A 13,194-nucleotide genomic window follows, 5' to 3' on the forward strand; every position below is an offset into this window, starting at 1 on the left:
TTACGCGGATGAGCATATGGAGGCAAGTGTCGGCTGGAGAACGGGGCGATGGTGGACAGAGACGGCGGGGAGGTGCAGAGACGGTACAGAGCGAAGGTCACGGTTTGAGACAATAGAGTTAGTCGAACAAAGTCTTAAGATACGGAATCGAAGAAGCACAGTTAGGGGACCAGTGCGTACTCGGGTGGCATACGCGGACAACGGGCCGGATGAGCAGGCGGTAAAGAGGCACGTGGGAAATGTAACGGAGCACGACTAGAAGAACGCGATGAACGGGGGAACTGGCAGGGCAGATACAGGGCGGGGCGGAGCGCGGTGCCCGCAGACTCGGAGGAGCGTTTGAGGCTGCCTGCACGGCTTGTCCGGCTGCGCGCTGCCCCATGTTCGCGGGCGCCGACCTGGTGGAGACGGCGGGCCGGCTGGCCGCGCACCACCCGGCGCCCACCGACCGCCGTGCGGTCACCACCGCCCGTCCAGACCACGCCCCGGAAGGACCCCACACGCCATGAGCTCCCCCACCGCACCCGCCGCGACGCTCTCCCTCACCGACCGGACCGTGGGCTGCCTGGTCGGCGCCGCCGTCGGTGACGCGCTCGGCGGGCCCGTCGAGGGCTGGTCGCCCGCCGCGATCGCCGAGCGGCACGGCGGTCGCGTCCGCGGCATCGTCGAACCGTTCCACAAGGACGCCTGGCGCACCGCCCGCCCCATCGCCCCGTACCACAAGGGCGACGGGCACGTCACCGACGACACCCTCATGACGCACGCCCTCGTCCGCGTGTACGAGAAGGTCCGCGGCCATCTGGACGCCTACGCCGTGGCCGACCACCTGGTGCCCGACCTGATCGGCGAACCGCGCTGGGTACCCGAACTGGAGGCCGAGGCCCTGCTGTTGCAGCGCATCTTCCTGGCCGAGAAGTGGCTGGTCGCGCGGATCCACTACGGGCACGTGGACCCGCGCGAGGCGGGCGTCGGCAACATCGTCAACTGCGGCGCCGCGATGTACATGGCCCCGGTCGGCGCGGTCAACGCGGGCAACCCGGACGCCGCCTACGCGGAGGCGCTCGACGTGGCGGGCGCCCACCAGTCCTCCTACGGGCGGGAGGCGGCCGGGGTGTTCGCCGCGGCCGTGGCCGCAGCCTTCCGGCCCGGCGCCACGCCCGAGTCCGTCGTCGCCGAGGCGCTGCGGCTGGCCAAGGACGGCACGCGGGCCGCCGTCGAGGCCGTGAGCGAGACGGCCGCCGGGTACGACGACTGGGAGGCGGCGCTGGCGCCGCTGCGCGAGGCGGTCGCCCCGTTCGACACCGTCGGCCCCGAGTACCGCAGCCCCTCGCTGGGCGCCCGCCGCCCGTCCCGGCTGCACGCCATCGAGGAGTTGCCGATCGCCCTGGGCATGCTGCTGGTGGGCGGCGGCGACTACCGCGCCACCGTCCTCGGCTCCGTCAACTACGGCCGCGACTGCGACTCCATCGCCTCCATGAGCGGCGCCCTGGTCGGCGCCCTGCACGGCGAGGCGGCCGTACCCGCCGAGTGGAGCGAGGAGATCACCGCGGCCAGCAAGCTGGACCTGCGCTCCCCCGCGCTGGCACTGGCCGCCGTGGCGCGCGACGTGTACGCGCGCGACGTGGAGCGCAGGCGCGCGCACGAGGCGGCGTTCACGGCACTGGCGGGTGAGCGATGACACCCGGGCACGACGAGGGGGCGGCGAGGGCGCCCGTCGGCGAGGAACCGCTGGTCCGGCTGACCTGGGTGCAGCCCGAGGACCTGGTCGGGCACGAGCTGCGGCAGGCGGCGCAGGACGGCCGGGACGTCGCGGACGTGGAGCGGCGGTGGCGGGAGGCGGGCGGCGGCCTCGCCCCCGAGCGGGCCGGAGCGTCTCCCGCACCGGCCGCCCCGCGGCTGCGCGCGCTCGCCGGGGAGTTGCTGGACGAGCTCGCCCGAATCGAGGCGCCTGCCGCCGCGTACGAGCCGACCGGCCTCGACGCGATCCGGGCCGCCTGCCCGAACTGGCCGAGGCCGGGCCACCGGGTGCGCTCCGGGTACGCGGAGCGGCTGCACGCCGCCTGGCTGGGCCGTGCCGCCGGTTGCGTGCTGGGCAAGCCGGTGGAGAAGGTGACGCTTCAGGGCATCAGGGCGCTGGCCAGGGCCACCGGCAACTGGCCGCTGTCCGGCTGGTTCACCGAGCGCGGCCTCGACGCCGCGACCGCCGCGGCGCACCCGTGGAACCGCCGCTCCGCCGCGAACTCGCTCGCCGAGAACATCGACGGAGCACCCGAGGACGACGACCTCAACTACCCGCTGCTCGGCGTGCTGCTGCTGGAGCGGTACGGGCACGGCTTCACCACGGGCGACGTGGCGCGGCTGTGGCTGGACGAGCTGCCCGCGGGGCGCACGTTCACGGCCGAGCGGGTGGCGTACCGCAACCTGCTGGCCGGCGTCGAGCCGCCGCTCACCGGCGCGTACCGCAACCCGTTCCGCGAGTGGATCGGGGCGCAGATCCGCGCCGACGTCTTCGGCTGGACCCACCCGGGCGACCCGGGTGCCGCGGCCGAGGCGGCGTGGCGGGACGCCACGCTGACCCACACGGCGAACGGCGTCTACGGCGCGATGTTTGTCGCCGCGGCGCTCGCCCACGCGGCGGGCCTCGGCGACGGGGCCACGGTGGAGGGGTGCCTGGAGGCGGGGCTGTCCGTCGTGCCGCCGGCGTCGCGGTACGCGACCGCCGTGCGCACGGGCATCGCCGCGGCGCGCGAGGCGCCCGACGACTCGCCTGCGGGCTTCGCGCACGTGGTGGACGGGCTGCACGCCGCCTACGGGGACCACCACTGGGTCCACGTGCTGCCGAACGCGGCGCTGCTCGCCGCCGCGCTGACCCACGCGCGGGGCGACTTCGAAGGCGCCGTGTGCCGGGTCGTCTCCGGCGGCTGGGACACCGACTCCAACGGCGCGAGTGCCGGTTCCCTGACGGGGCTGCTCGCCGGAGCGCCCGGAGCCCTCCCCGCCCGCTGGACGGCCCCGCTCAAGAACCGCCTGGCGACGAGCGTGGGCGGCCTGGACGGCACGGGCTTCGACGCGCTGGCGGCCCGTACCCACGCGCTCGCCGCCACCGTCCGTCCGTCTCCCTCCTCCCCCTCCTCCCCCGACGCCACAGGAGACACCACGCCATGAACGACATGCACGAGGCCCCTTCGCACGGGGCCGAGATCCCTTCGCACGGGGTCGGGGCGCCGCTGCGCGACCTGCGCGTGCTCGACCTCGCCACCCTCTTCGCAGGACCCCTCGCCGCCACCATGCTCGGCGACTTCGGTGCCGAGGTCATCAAGGTGGAACACCCGCACAAGCCGGACCCGTCGCGGGGGCACGGCCCCAGCAAGGACGGGGTCGGCCTGTGGTGGAAGCTGCTGGGCCGCAACAAGCGCACGGTCACCCTCGACCTGTCGTCCCCGCAGGGGCGCGAGGTGCTGCTCAGGCTCGCGGCCGACGCCGACGTGGTCATCGAGAACTTCCGCCCCGGCACCCTGGAGCGGTGGGGCCTGGGCTGGGACGCGCTGTCCGAGGCCAACCCGCGTCTCGTGCTGGCCCGCGTGACCGGGTTCGGGCAGCGCGGCCCGTACGCGCAGCGGCCCGGGTTCGGCACCCTCGCCGAGGCGATGAGCGGCTTCGCCGCCGTCACCGGCGAACCCGACGGGCCGCCGACGCTGCCGCCGTTCGGGCTCGCCGACTCCATCGCGGCGCTGTCGACGGCGTACGCCGTGATGACGGCGCTGGCCGGACGCGCGCACACCGGGCGCGGCCAGGTGGTGGACATGGCCATCATCGAGCCGATGCTGACGGTACTGGGGCCGCAGCCGCTCTGGTACGACCAGCTCGGCTACGTCCAGCCGCGCACCGGCAACCGTTCGGCCAACAACGCGCCCCGCAACACCTACCGCACGGCCGACGGCCGCTGGGTGGCCGTCTCCACCTCAGCCCAGTCCGTGGCCGAGCGCGTGCTGCGGCTGGTGGGCCGTCCTGAGTTCCTGGACGAGCCCTGGTTCGCGACGGGGGCCGGGCGCGCCGAGCACGCGGCCGAGCTGGACGAGGCGGTCGGCGGCTGGATAGCCCGCCATACCAGGGACGAGGTCGTGAGCGCCTTCGAGGACGCGCAGGCGGCCGTCGCGCCCGTCTACGACGTGCGCGACGTGATGGCCGACCCGCAGTACCGGGCGCTCGACTCGATCACGAGTGTCGAGGACGACGAGCTCGGGCCGGTGAAGATGCAGAACGTCCTCTTCCGGCTGTCGGAGACCCCCGGCGCGATCCGCTGGGCGGGGCGGCGGCACGGCGCCGACACCGACGCCGTGCTCGGCGGCCTCGGCCTGAGCGAGGAGGAGATAGCGGCGCTGCGCGAGGCGGGTGTGGTGCGGTGAACGCCTCCTCCACGGCGGCTGTGGGCCGCCCGCACCCGGCCGCCGCCGACACCTTCCTGACCTGGCTCACCTGGCTCTACGTACCCGGTGACCGGCCCGACGTCGTCGCCAAGGCGCTGCGTTCGGGCGCCGACGTGGTGCTCGTCGACCTGGAGGACGCCGTCGCGCCGGAGCGGAAGGCGTACGCGCGCGCGGCGACCGCCGAACTGCTGGCGCAGGGTCCGCCAGGGCCCGTGCCCGTCCACGTGCGGGTCAACGCGCTGGACGGGCCGCTGGCCGCCGACGACATCGGCACGCTCGCCCACCTGCCGGGGCTGGCCGGGCTGCGGCTGCCGAAGGTGACGGACCCTGGCGACCTGCGGCGGGCCGCCGGTTGGGCCCGGGCCGGCACGCACACGCCGCCGCTGTACCCGCTGCTGGAGTCCGCGCTCGGCGTCGAGCGCGCCTTCGAGATCGCCACGGGGCACGGCGCGGTGCGGGGCCTGGCGCTCGGCGAGGCCGATCTGCGGGCCGACCTGGGCGTCGGGGGTGGCGGGCTCGGCTACGCGCGGGGCCGGGCGGTCGTCGCCGCACGCGCCGCCGGGCTGGCGCCGCCGCCCCAGTCGGTCTACCCCGACGTGCGGGACACCGAGGGCCTGGCCCGCGACTGCGCCGAGGGCCGCGCGCTCGGCTTCCTGGGCCGTACCGCCATCCATCCGCGCCAGCTCCCCGTCATCGAGGCCGCCTACCGGCCCTCGCCCGCACAGGTCGAGGCGGCGGAGGAGATCGTGGCGGCCGCCGAACAGGAGGCGGGCGCCCTCGCGCTGGCGGACGGCCGCTTCGTCGACGCCGCGGTGGTCGCGGGCGCGCGGCGCACCCTGGCGCTGGCCTCCCGCAGCTCCCGCTCACCCGGGGGCGGGGCCCGGTGAGGTGACCGGGCGGGCGGGGGGCCGCGTCAGCCGACCGCGACCCCGAACAGTGCGCCCAGGCCGTAGGTGACGCCCGCGGCGGCGGCGCCGAGGCCCAGCTGGCGCAGGCCGCTGAACCACCAGGGGCGTGCGGTGACCCGCGCGACGACCGCGCCGCAGGCGAACAGGCCCACCAGTGCCAGCACGACGGCGGGCCACAGCGCGGTGGTGCCGAACAGGTACGGGAGCACGGGCAGTACGGCTCCCAGCGAGAAGGAGAAGAAGGAGGAGACCGCGGCGACGGTCGGCGAGGGCAGGTCGGCGGGGTCGACGCCCAGCTCCTCCCGCGCGTGTATCTCCAGCGCCTGTTCCGGATCGCGGTGCAGCTGCTCGGCCACCTGCAACGCCAGGTCGCCGTCCACGCCGCGGGCCTCGTACAGCGCGGCGAGCTCCCTGATCTCCTCGCCGGGGCTGCGCCGCAGCTCCCTGCGTTCGACCTCCAGTTCGGCCTGGACGAGCTCTCGCTGCGAGGCGACGGAGGTGTACTCGCCCGCGGCCATCGAGAAGGCACCGGCCGCCAGGCCCGCGAGTCCTGAGATGACGATGGTCTGCGGTGCGGCCGAGCTTCCTGCCACGCCGGTCATCAGACCCAGGTTGGAGACCAGACCGTCCATCGCGCCGAAGACGGCGGGCCGCAGCCAGCCACCGTTGACGTCGCGGTGGGTGTGGTTGTCGCGGTGGGCGACGTGTGTCGGGTCTGAGACTCCGGCTTCGGACATGGCCGGTACGGCTCCTTCACGGTGAGCGGTGCCTGCGCCTTTCGTGCGCCGACGTTCGAAGAGTAGGCACGAAACCCGCAGGGCTGCCAGCAAGTAAGGCCGTACTTACCCCGCTCACCTGCGGTTTTCCCTCTCGTCCTCGGCGGCTGCCCGCCGCAGCGCCTCCTCCAGTTCGTCGAGCACGATGTCCTCGCTGTCCATGCGGCCCGTCCGGTAGGCGGCGCGGCCGACCATGTGCGCGGCCACCGGGGAGGTCGCCAGCTGGAACAGGCCGACGAGCAGCAGGATGCCCAGGTCGATGAGGCTGCGCAGCCACAGGCCCGAGCCGACGAGCACGAGCAGCAGGCCGAAGGACTGCGGCTTGGTCGCGGCGTGCATCCGGGTGAGCACGTCGGGCAGGCGCAGCAGCCCGATGCCGGCCAGGAGGCAGAGCACGCCGCCCGCCAGCATGAACACGGCGCCCGCGACATCCGCCACGGCACTCCAGTTCACCGCGCCTCCCCTGGCCCCTGGCCGGGCCGCCGCCCGGTCTCCTCCGCGGAGCGGGCGTCGCCTGCCGCGCCGTTGTCCTGGTCGCCGTTGCCCTCCTCGCCCGTGTCCTGGCTCTCGTCCACGTCGCCGGTTCCCGCCTCGTCCCGCAGCGCCATGAAGCGGGCGACACCGACGGAGCCCGTGAAGCCGAGGAAGGAGAGCACCAGCAGGACGGGCAGGTAGAAGGCGTTGCCGCGGACGGCCGTCTGGAGGCCGATACCGGCCATGACGACGGCCACCAGCGCGTCGAGGGCGACCGCGCGGTCCAGTGTGGAGGGGCCCAGCACCATGCGCAGGGTCACCATCAGCCCGGCGGCCAGCAGCAGCCCCGCGATCACCGTGGCGACCACCTCGTGCGCCGTCGCGGTCATCGCCACCGCCCGAACAGCTCCTGCGCGCTTTCCGAGGCGCGGATCGCGTCGATGTCGGCGCGGGTGCCGAACGCCCGCACGACGCGGGTCTCCAGGCGCAGCGCGTCGCGCCTGGCGCGGTCCCGCTCCTCCTCCAGCTCGCCGCCCATCACGTGGAGGTAGAGGGTGCCCGAGCGGCGGTCCACCTCCAGGACGGTGCTGCCGGGCACGGCGGTGACGCACACGGCGGTCACCGTCAGCATCAGGTCGCCGGGGCAGCGCATCGCGACGCCGAGCACGGCGCAGCGCGGGCGGCTGGGGGCGAGCAGGTAGCGGTTGACCCGCCAGCTGGAGACGACGAGGTCCAGGGCGAAGCGCGCGGTGAAGCGCACGATGCCCAGCGGGTGCGGGCGCGCCTGCTTCTCGATCGGCGGGAGTGGGAAGACCAGCACCACGAAGAGCGCGACGAGCACCCCGGTCACGATGTTGGCGGGCGTCGGGGTGCCCCACAGCAGCATCCACAGCAGGGTCAGGCCCGCCACCATGGGCCACTGGGTGGCGCGCAGCCTGCTGGCCTCGGGCAGTCGCTGGGGTGAGGTCATCAGCGGGTCACCGCCTGAACGTAGGGGGTCCGCGCGATGAGTTCGTCGGCGGCGCGGTCGGTCAGGGAGAACAGGGGGCCCGCGAGGACGGTGAAGGCGAGCCCGAAGAGCACGAGGCCGGCCGTGGCGACGGTCATGCTCGGCGGCAGCGTGGCGCTGGTGGTGATCTCCTGGCCGCCGAACGTGGCCGCTCCCCTGCGCCGTACCGGTGCCGGCTCCCAGCGGTCCAGGACCGCGTGCGGGGCCGTGGAGCGCGCGTACGGGCCCACGGCCGCCTCGTCCTCGTCCGCGTCGTCGTCGCTGTCCGCCTCGGTGTCCTCCAGCACCGTTCCCGCGGCGCACATCTCGGGGGTGGGGGCGCGCCAGAAGGCCAGGTTCCACGCCTTGGCGAGCGCGTACAGGGTGAGCAGGCTGGTGGCCGTACCACCGGCGACCAGCACGTAGGCGAGCGCTCCCCCGTCGTCGACCCCGGCGCGCAGCAGCCCCAGCTTGCCGAGGAAACCGGAGAGCGGCGGGATGCCGGCCAGGTTCATCGCGGGGACGAAGAACATCACGCCCAGCAGCGGGGAGAGCCGGGCCAGCCCGCCGAGGCTCTGCAGGTCGGTCGTGCCGCTGCGGCGCTCGATCAGTCCTGCGACGAGGAAGAGGGTGGTCTGCACGGTGATGTGGTGGGCGACGTAGAAGACGGCCCCTGAGATGCCGCCGTGGGTGGCCAGGCCGATCCCGAAGACCATGTAGCCCATGTGGCTGATGAGGGTGAAGGACAGCAGCCGCTTGAGGTCGGTCTGTGCGACGGCGCCCAGGATGCCCACCAGCAGCGACAGCAGCGCCAGCACCATCAGCACGTCGCCGATGCGGTGCCCGGGGAAGAGCAGGGTCTGGGTGCGGAGTATGGCGTAGACGCCGACCTTGGTCAGCAGCCCGGCGAAGACGGCCGTCACCGGGGCGGGGGCCGTCGGGTAGGAGTCGGGCAGCCAGGCGGCCATCGGGAAGACGGCGGCCTTGATGGCGAAGACCCCCAGCAGCGCGATCTGGATGAGCATGCCGACCCCGTCGGGCAACGCGTCCAGGCGCGCGGGCAGTTGCGCCATGGTGACGGTGCCGGTGGCCGCGTAGACCATGGCGACCGCGGCCAGGAACAGCATGGACGACAGCAGCGAGACGACCGCGTAGGTGGCGCCCGCGCGGATCCGCGACAGGGTGCCGCCGATGGTCATCAGCACGTAGCTGGCGGTCAGCATCAGCTCGAAGCCGACGTACAGGTTGAACAGGTCCCCGGCCAGGAACGTGTCCGAGACCCCGGCGACCAGCACCAGGTAGGAGGGGTGGAAGACGGACAGCGGCGTCACCTCGTCGTTGTCGGCCATGCCCTGGCCCACGGAGTAGACGAGCACGCACAGCGTCACGGCGGAGGAGATGACCAGCATCAGCGCGGAGAGCCGGTCGGCGACCAGCACGATGCCCACCGGCGGCGCCCACCCGCCCGCGAACATCACCTGCGGCCCGTGCCGGTCGGCGGCCACCAGCAGCACCAGCGAGACGACGAGCACCGCGGCCAGCACACCGGCGCTGATGAACCGCTGCAACCGCTCCAGGCGGGCCCCGATGGCCAGCTTCAGCCCGGCCGCGCACAGCGGCAGGATCACCGGCAGCGGCACCAGCGCCGACATCACGGCAGCCGCCTGGGACGGCTGGCCTCCGCCGCTCACCGCCCGCCCTCCGCGCGGGAGACGAGGACGCGGCGGGCGCCGTCGTCCCGAGCACCCGGGCGGGCGCTTCGGGGGCGCAGCTCGGCGCTCACCGGTCGGCGCCCAGGATGGTCTGCCACGGGTCGTCCTCCCCTTCGATCTCCTCGGCCGTCTCCTCGGCGCGGGCCTGGCGTGCGCGGAAGACGCGGGCGTCGGCGCGGGCGCGCCTGCGCATCTCCCGGTAGCGGTCGCGGGCGGTGCCCAGCCGCTGGTAGGCGCTGTGTTCGCGGGCCTCCCGCTCCTCCTCGCCGCGGGCCAGCGCGCGGTACTCGTGGCGGCGCTTGCGGTAGGCGGCGCGCAGCCGCTCGCGCTCCTCGGCGTAGGTGGCGCGGCGCACGACCCGGATGTCCTCGATGTCGTCGGGGACGTCGTCGTTGCCCGAGTGCTGCCAGGAGCGGTAGGCCATGGTCACCAGGAAGGCGGTGACGGCGAGGGTGATGACGATGGCCGTGAGGATGAACGCCTGCGGCAGCGGGTCGGCCATCCGCCCCGGGTCCGAGTCCGGGTAGAGCAGCGCGGCGCGGCCCGCGGCCCCCGAGGTGGCCAGGACCAGGAGGTTGACGCCGTTGCCGATCAGCACGATGCCGAGCAGGATGCGGGTGAGCGGCCGGGCCATCAGCAGCGCCGTACCCGAGGCGAACAGCACACCGCCGCAGCACACCAGGGCGAGCGTCCCCGTCACGATCCGCTCCCCTTCGTGGTGCGTTCCGCCTCGCGGCGGGCGCGTTCGCGCTCCATGCGGCGGTCGATCTCGGACCCGAGGCTGCGCAGCACGTCCAGGACGACGCCGAGGACGAGCAGGTAGACGCCGGTGTCGAAGAGGACAGGGCTGGCGGCGTGGAAGTGGCCCACCAGCCAGAACGCTCCGGTGACCTTGCCCGCCTCCAGCACGCTGCCGCCCAGCCACAGCCCCGCGAGCCCCGTGCCCGTGACCAGCAGCAGCCCCAGCCCGAGCAGGAAGCCGGGGTCCACGGGCGCCGCGGCCGCCAGCTCCAGACGCCCGCCCGCCAGGTACCGCACGGCCAGCGCGAGCCCGGCCACCAGCCCGGCGGTGAAGCCGCCGCCCGGCAGGTTCTCGGCGGAGAAGAGCAGGTAGAGGGAGAGCACCAGGATCGGGTGGAAGACGAGCCTGGCCACCACCTCGAACATCACGGAACGCCCCTCGGGGGCGAGCGTGGAACTGGCCGCCAGCCAGGTGCGGCGCGGCGCGACGGGCGAGCCGCGGGACGGACGCGCACCGGTGCGCACCGGCTGCTTCCACGCGTCCCAGCGGCCCGCCGCCGGCTTGTCCGCGCCGGACGTGCCCGAGGCCGCGGCCGACTGGTCGAGCGCGACGCTCGCGGAGCCCGGAGTGCGCAGCGGTCCTACAGTCGGTCGTCCCGGGCCCGCGACGGGAGCCGAGGGCGCGGGTCCGCCGCCGGGGCCCTCGGATCCCGGCACCGGCTGGGCGACCGGCACCCGGGCGCGGCGGCGCAGGTAGACCAGGCTGGTGACGCCGACGGCGGCGACCGCGAGCACGGCGGACTCGCCCATGGTGTCCCAGGCCCGCAGGTCCACCAGCGTGGTCGCGACCACGTTCTTGACGTCCTCGTGCGCGGTCGCGCTCAGCAGCGCGGGGCCCGAGGCCGGTCCCGTCCTGGCCGCGAGGGAGAGGTGGATGAGCCCGGCGACGAGCCCGCCGGCGGCCACGGAGATCACCAGCTGGACGCCGCGCCGCACCCGCCAGGTCCGGTGGCCGTCGGGGAAGCGCGCCGGCAGCCTGCGCAGCACCAGCACGAACACCGTCAGCGAGACCGTCTCGACGGCGAACTGCGTCAGCGCCAGGTCGGGCGCGCCGTGCAGCACGTACAGCAGCCCGGCGCCGTACCCGGTGACGCCGGCGAGCACGGCCGCCTTCATCCGCTGCCGCGCGAGCACGCACAGCACCGCCACCCCGCAGACCCCGACGGCCACGACGAGCTGCGGAACCGAGTCGTAGAAGCGCAGCCCCTGCGCCTGCTGCCAGGGGCCTTCGGCCAGCAGCTGCGCGCCCTCGAAACCGAGCAGGACGACGAGGATGGTGCCCAGGTAGACGGGGAGCGAGCCGCGCTGCACGGCGCCCGTGGCCTGGAGCGAGAGCCGTTCGAGTCCCCACAGCGCGCGGGCGAACACCTGGTCGCCGTCGACCTGCGAGATCCGCTCGCCCAGCTCGGCGAGCGGCCGCCCGGCCCAGAAGAGCGCCACGCCCAGCACCCAGGCCAGCGCCGAGAGGCCCAGCGCCGGGCCGAGACCGTGCCACAGCGCCAGGTGGTAGGGGGCGCCCTCGCTGGGCAGGTTGTCGGCGTACCGGCCCAGCAGCGGGTCGATCCACGGCGCCGCGGGCCCGAGCACGAGACCGGCCAGCGCGCACAGCAGGGGCGGTGCGAGCAGCGGCAGCGAGGTCCTGGTGCCCTTCTCGACGGTGACCGGTTGCAGGGGCGGGGAGCCGCCCTTGGTGGCGAAAGCACCCCACAGGAACCGCAGCGTGTACGCGGTGGTCAGCGCCGATCCGGCGATCACGGCCGCCAGCGTCCAGGTGTGCGCGGCGCCGCCGTGCAGCAGCGCGGAGACGGCCGCCTCCTTCGCGGCGAACCCCAGCAGCGGCGGCAGCGCGGCCATCGACAGCCCGGCCGCCACGGCGACGCCGCACAGCACGGGCAGGGCGCGGCCCAGCCCGGAGAGCCGGTCGATGTCGCGGGTCCCCGTGTGGTGGTCGATGGCGCCGACGACGAGGAAGAGCGGCGCCTTGAACAGCGCGTGCGCCAGGATCATCGCGATGCCGGCCAGCTCGGTGTTCCGGTCGCCGTCACCGACCAGCAGGGTGAGGAAACCCAGCTGGCTGACGGTGCCGAAGGCCAGCAGCCGCTTCAGGTCCGTCTCACGCAGCGCCCGCCAGCCGCCGATCAGCATGGTCACGCTGCCCAGCACGAGCACCAGTGCCCGCCAGGGCACCACGTCGGCGAAGCCGGGGGCGAGCCGCGCGATCAGGTAGACGCCCGCCTTGACCATGGCGGCCGCGTGCAGATAGGCGGACACCGGTGTGGGCGCGGCCATCGCCCCCGGCAGCCAGAAGCTGAACGGCCACACCGCCGACTTCGACAGCGCCCCCACCAGGACGAGCACCAGGCCGCCCGAGACGAGCGCCCCGCCGCCCGGTGGGTCCGCCAGCAGCAGCGAGATCCGGTAGGTGCCGGCGGCGTGTCCCAGCATCAGGAAACCGACGAGCATCACCAGACCGCCGACCGTGGTGACCAGCAGCGCCTGCAGCGCGGCACGCCTGTTGGTCCTGCGTGCGGAGTCGTGGCCGATGAGCAGGAAGGAGAAGACGCTGGTCAGCTCCCACAGCACGTACAGCAGGATCAGGTCGTCCGCCAGGATCAGCCCGAGCATGGCCCCGGCGAAGGCGGTGAGGGCTCCGGCGAAGGAGCCCAGCCGCGGCGCGTAGGAGCTGAAGTAGCCCGCGCAGTAGACCATCACCAGGGCGCCGACGCCCCCGGCGACCAGCACCATCTCCAGGGCGAGCGGGTCGCACCGCAGCGCGATGTCGACGCCGAGCGAGGGGACCCACGCGGTGTGCTCGCTGAGCGCCTGCCCACCGGAGACGTCGCCGTAGTGCACCGCCGCCCACACGGCCGCGCTCGCGGGTGCCGCCGCGAGCGCGAGGAAGGCGCGCGGCCCCAGCCACCGCACCAGGGGCCCGGCGCAGCACGCGACGGCGAAGTGGACGACGATCAACCACAGCACGCACAGAGAATTGCATACATAACCATGCAATTCGGACAGGCGGCCCTGCGGTGCCGGTGGGGGCTGCGCCCTCCCGGCGGAGTGGTGGCTCAGCCTGGCTCAGCCCGAGATGGGGCCTCACCCCGGGCC

11 protein-coding genes are annotated in these 13,194 nt (G+C 74.3%); 4 read left to right on the forward strand and 7 right to left on the reverse strand.

Features of this window, described 5'->3' with window-relative positions:
• The first annotated feature begins 505 nt into the window (after nucleotides 1–505).
• The 4 genes from MMF93_RS08190 to MMF93_RS08205 are packed head-to-tail and all read left to right on the forward strand — an operon-like array spanning nucleotide 506 to nucleotide 5,314.
• Complete coding sequence (locus tag MMF93_RS08190; RefSeq protein WP_242750529.1) at nucleotides 506–1,678, forward strand: ADP-ribosylglycohydrolase family protein; 1,173 nt, start codon at nucleotides 506–508, stop codon at nucleotides 1,676–1,678.
• Nucleotides 1,675–3,165: an ADP-ribosylglycohydrolase family protein gene (locus tag MMF93_RS08195; RefSeq protein ID WP_242750531.1), complete on the forward strand. Its 1,491-nt coding sequence runs from the start codon at nucleotides 1,675–1,677 to the stop codon at nucleotides 3,163–3,165. Before MMF93_RS08190 ends, MMF93_RS08195 begins: the two co-directional genes overlap by 4 nt.
• Before the next feature lie 5 nt (nucleotides 3,166–3,170).
• Nucleotides 3,171–4,406, forward strand: coding sequence for a CaiB/BaiF CoA transferase family protein (locus MMF93_RS08200; protein ID WP_423835583.1), 1,236 nt, complete (start codon nucleotides 3,171–3,173; stop codon nucleotides 4,404–4,406).
• A 20-nt stretch (nucleotides 4,407–4,426) separates the two neighbouring features.
• Nucleotides 4,427–5,314 carry an HpcH/HpaI aldolase/citrate lyase family protein gene (locus MMF93_RS08205; RefSeq protein WP_423835584.1) on the forward strand — a complete coding sequence of 296 codons (888 nt, stop codon included), beginning with the start codon at nucleotides 4,427–4,429 and terminating at the stop codon, nucleotides 5,312–5,314.
• A gap of 26 nt (nucleotides 5,315–5,340) precedes the next feature.
• Here MMF93_RS08205 and MMF93_RS08210 read toward each other — a convergent pair whose 3' ends face one another.
• The 7 genes from MMF93_RS08210 to MMF93_RS08240 form a co-directional block, all read right to left on the reverse strand.
• Complete coding sequence (locus tag MMF93_RS08210; protein WP_242750535.1) at nucleotides 5,341–6,072, reverse strand: VIT1/CCC1 transporter family protein; 732 nt, start codon at nucleotides 6,070–6,072, stop codon at nucleotides 5,341–5,343.
• A 114-nt stretch (nucleotides 6,073–6,186) separates the two neighbouring features.
• Nucleotides 6,187–6,564, reverse strand: coding sequence for a monovalent cation/H(+) antiporter subunit G (gene mnhG, locus MMF93_RS08215; protein WP_242750537.1), 378 nt, complete (start codon nucleotides 6,562–6,564; stop codon nucleotides 6,187–6,189).
• Nucleotides 6,561–6,974 (reverse strand): MrpF/PhaF family protein, encoded by a 414-nt coding sequence (locus MMF93_RS08220; protein ID WP_242757369.1) that lies wholly within the window; start codon nucleotides 6,972–6,974, stop codon nucleotides 6,561–6,563. Before MMF93_RS08220 ends, mnhG begins: the two co-directional genes overlap by 4 nt.
• On the reverse strand, nucleotides 6,971–7,555 hold the full coding sequence (locus tag MMF93_RS08225; protein ID WP_242750539.1) for a Na+/H+ antiporter subunit E: 585 nt from the start codon (nucleotides 7,553–7,555) through the stop codon (nucleotides 6,971–6,973). The genes MMF93_RS08220 and MMF93_RS08225 overlap by 4 nt, the downstream gene beginning before the upstream one ends.
• Complete coding sequence (locus MMF93_RS08230) at nucleotides 7,555–9,225, reverse strand: Na+/H+ antiporter subunit D (protein ID WP_242757371.1); 1,671 nt, start codon at nucleotides 9,223–9,225, stop codon at nucleotides 7,555–7,557. Before MMF93_RS08230 ends, MMF93_RS08225 begins: the two co-directional genes overlap by 1 nt.
• 127 nt (nucleotides 9,226–9,352) lie before the next feature.
• Nucleotides 9,353–9,985: a Na(+)/H(+) antiporter subunit C gene (locus tag MMF93_RS08235; protein WP_242750541.1), complete on the reverse strand. Its 633-nt coding sequence runs from the start codon at nucleotides 9,983–9,985 to the stop codon at nucleotides 9,353–9,355.
• Complete coding sequence (locus MMF93_RS08240; RefSeq protein WP_242750543.1) at nucleotides 9,982–13,065, reverse strand: Na+/H+ antiporter subunit A; 3,084 nt, start codon at nucleotides 13,063–13,065, stop codon at nucleotides 9,982–9,984. Before MMF93_RS08240 ends, MMF93_RS08235 begins: the two co-directional genes overlap by 4 nt.
• Nucleotides 13,066–13,194: the final 129 nt, after the last annotated feature.

Source organism: Streptomyces tubbatahanensis (genome assembly GCF_022699385.1).
Classification (GTDB): domain Bacteria; phylum Actinomycetota; class Actinomycetes; order Streptomycetales; family Streptomycetaceae; genus Streptomyces; species Streptomyces diacarni.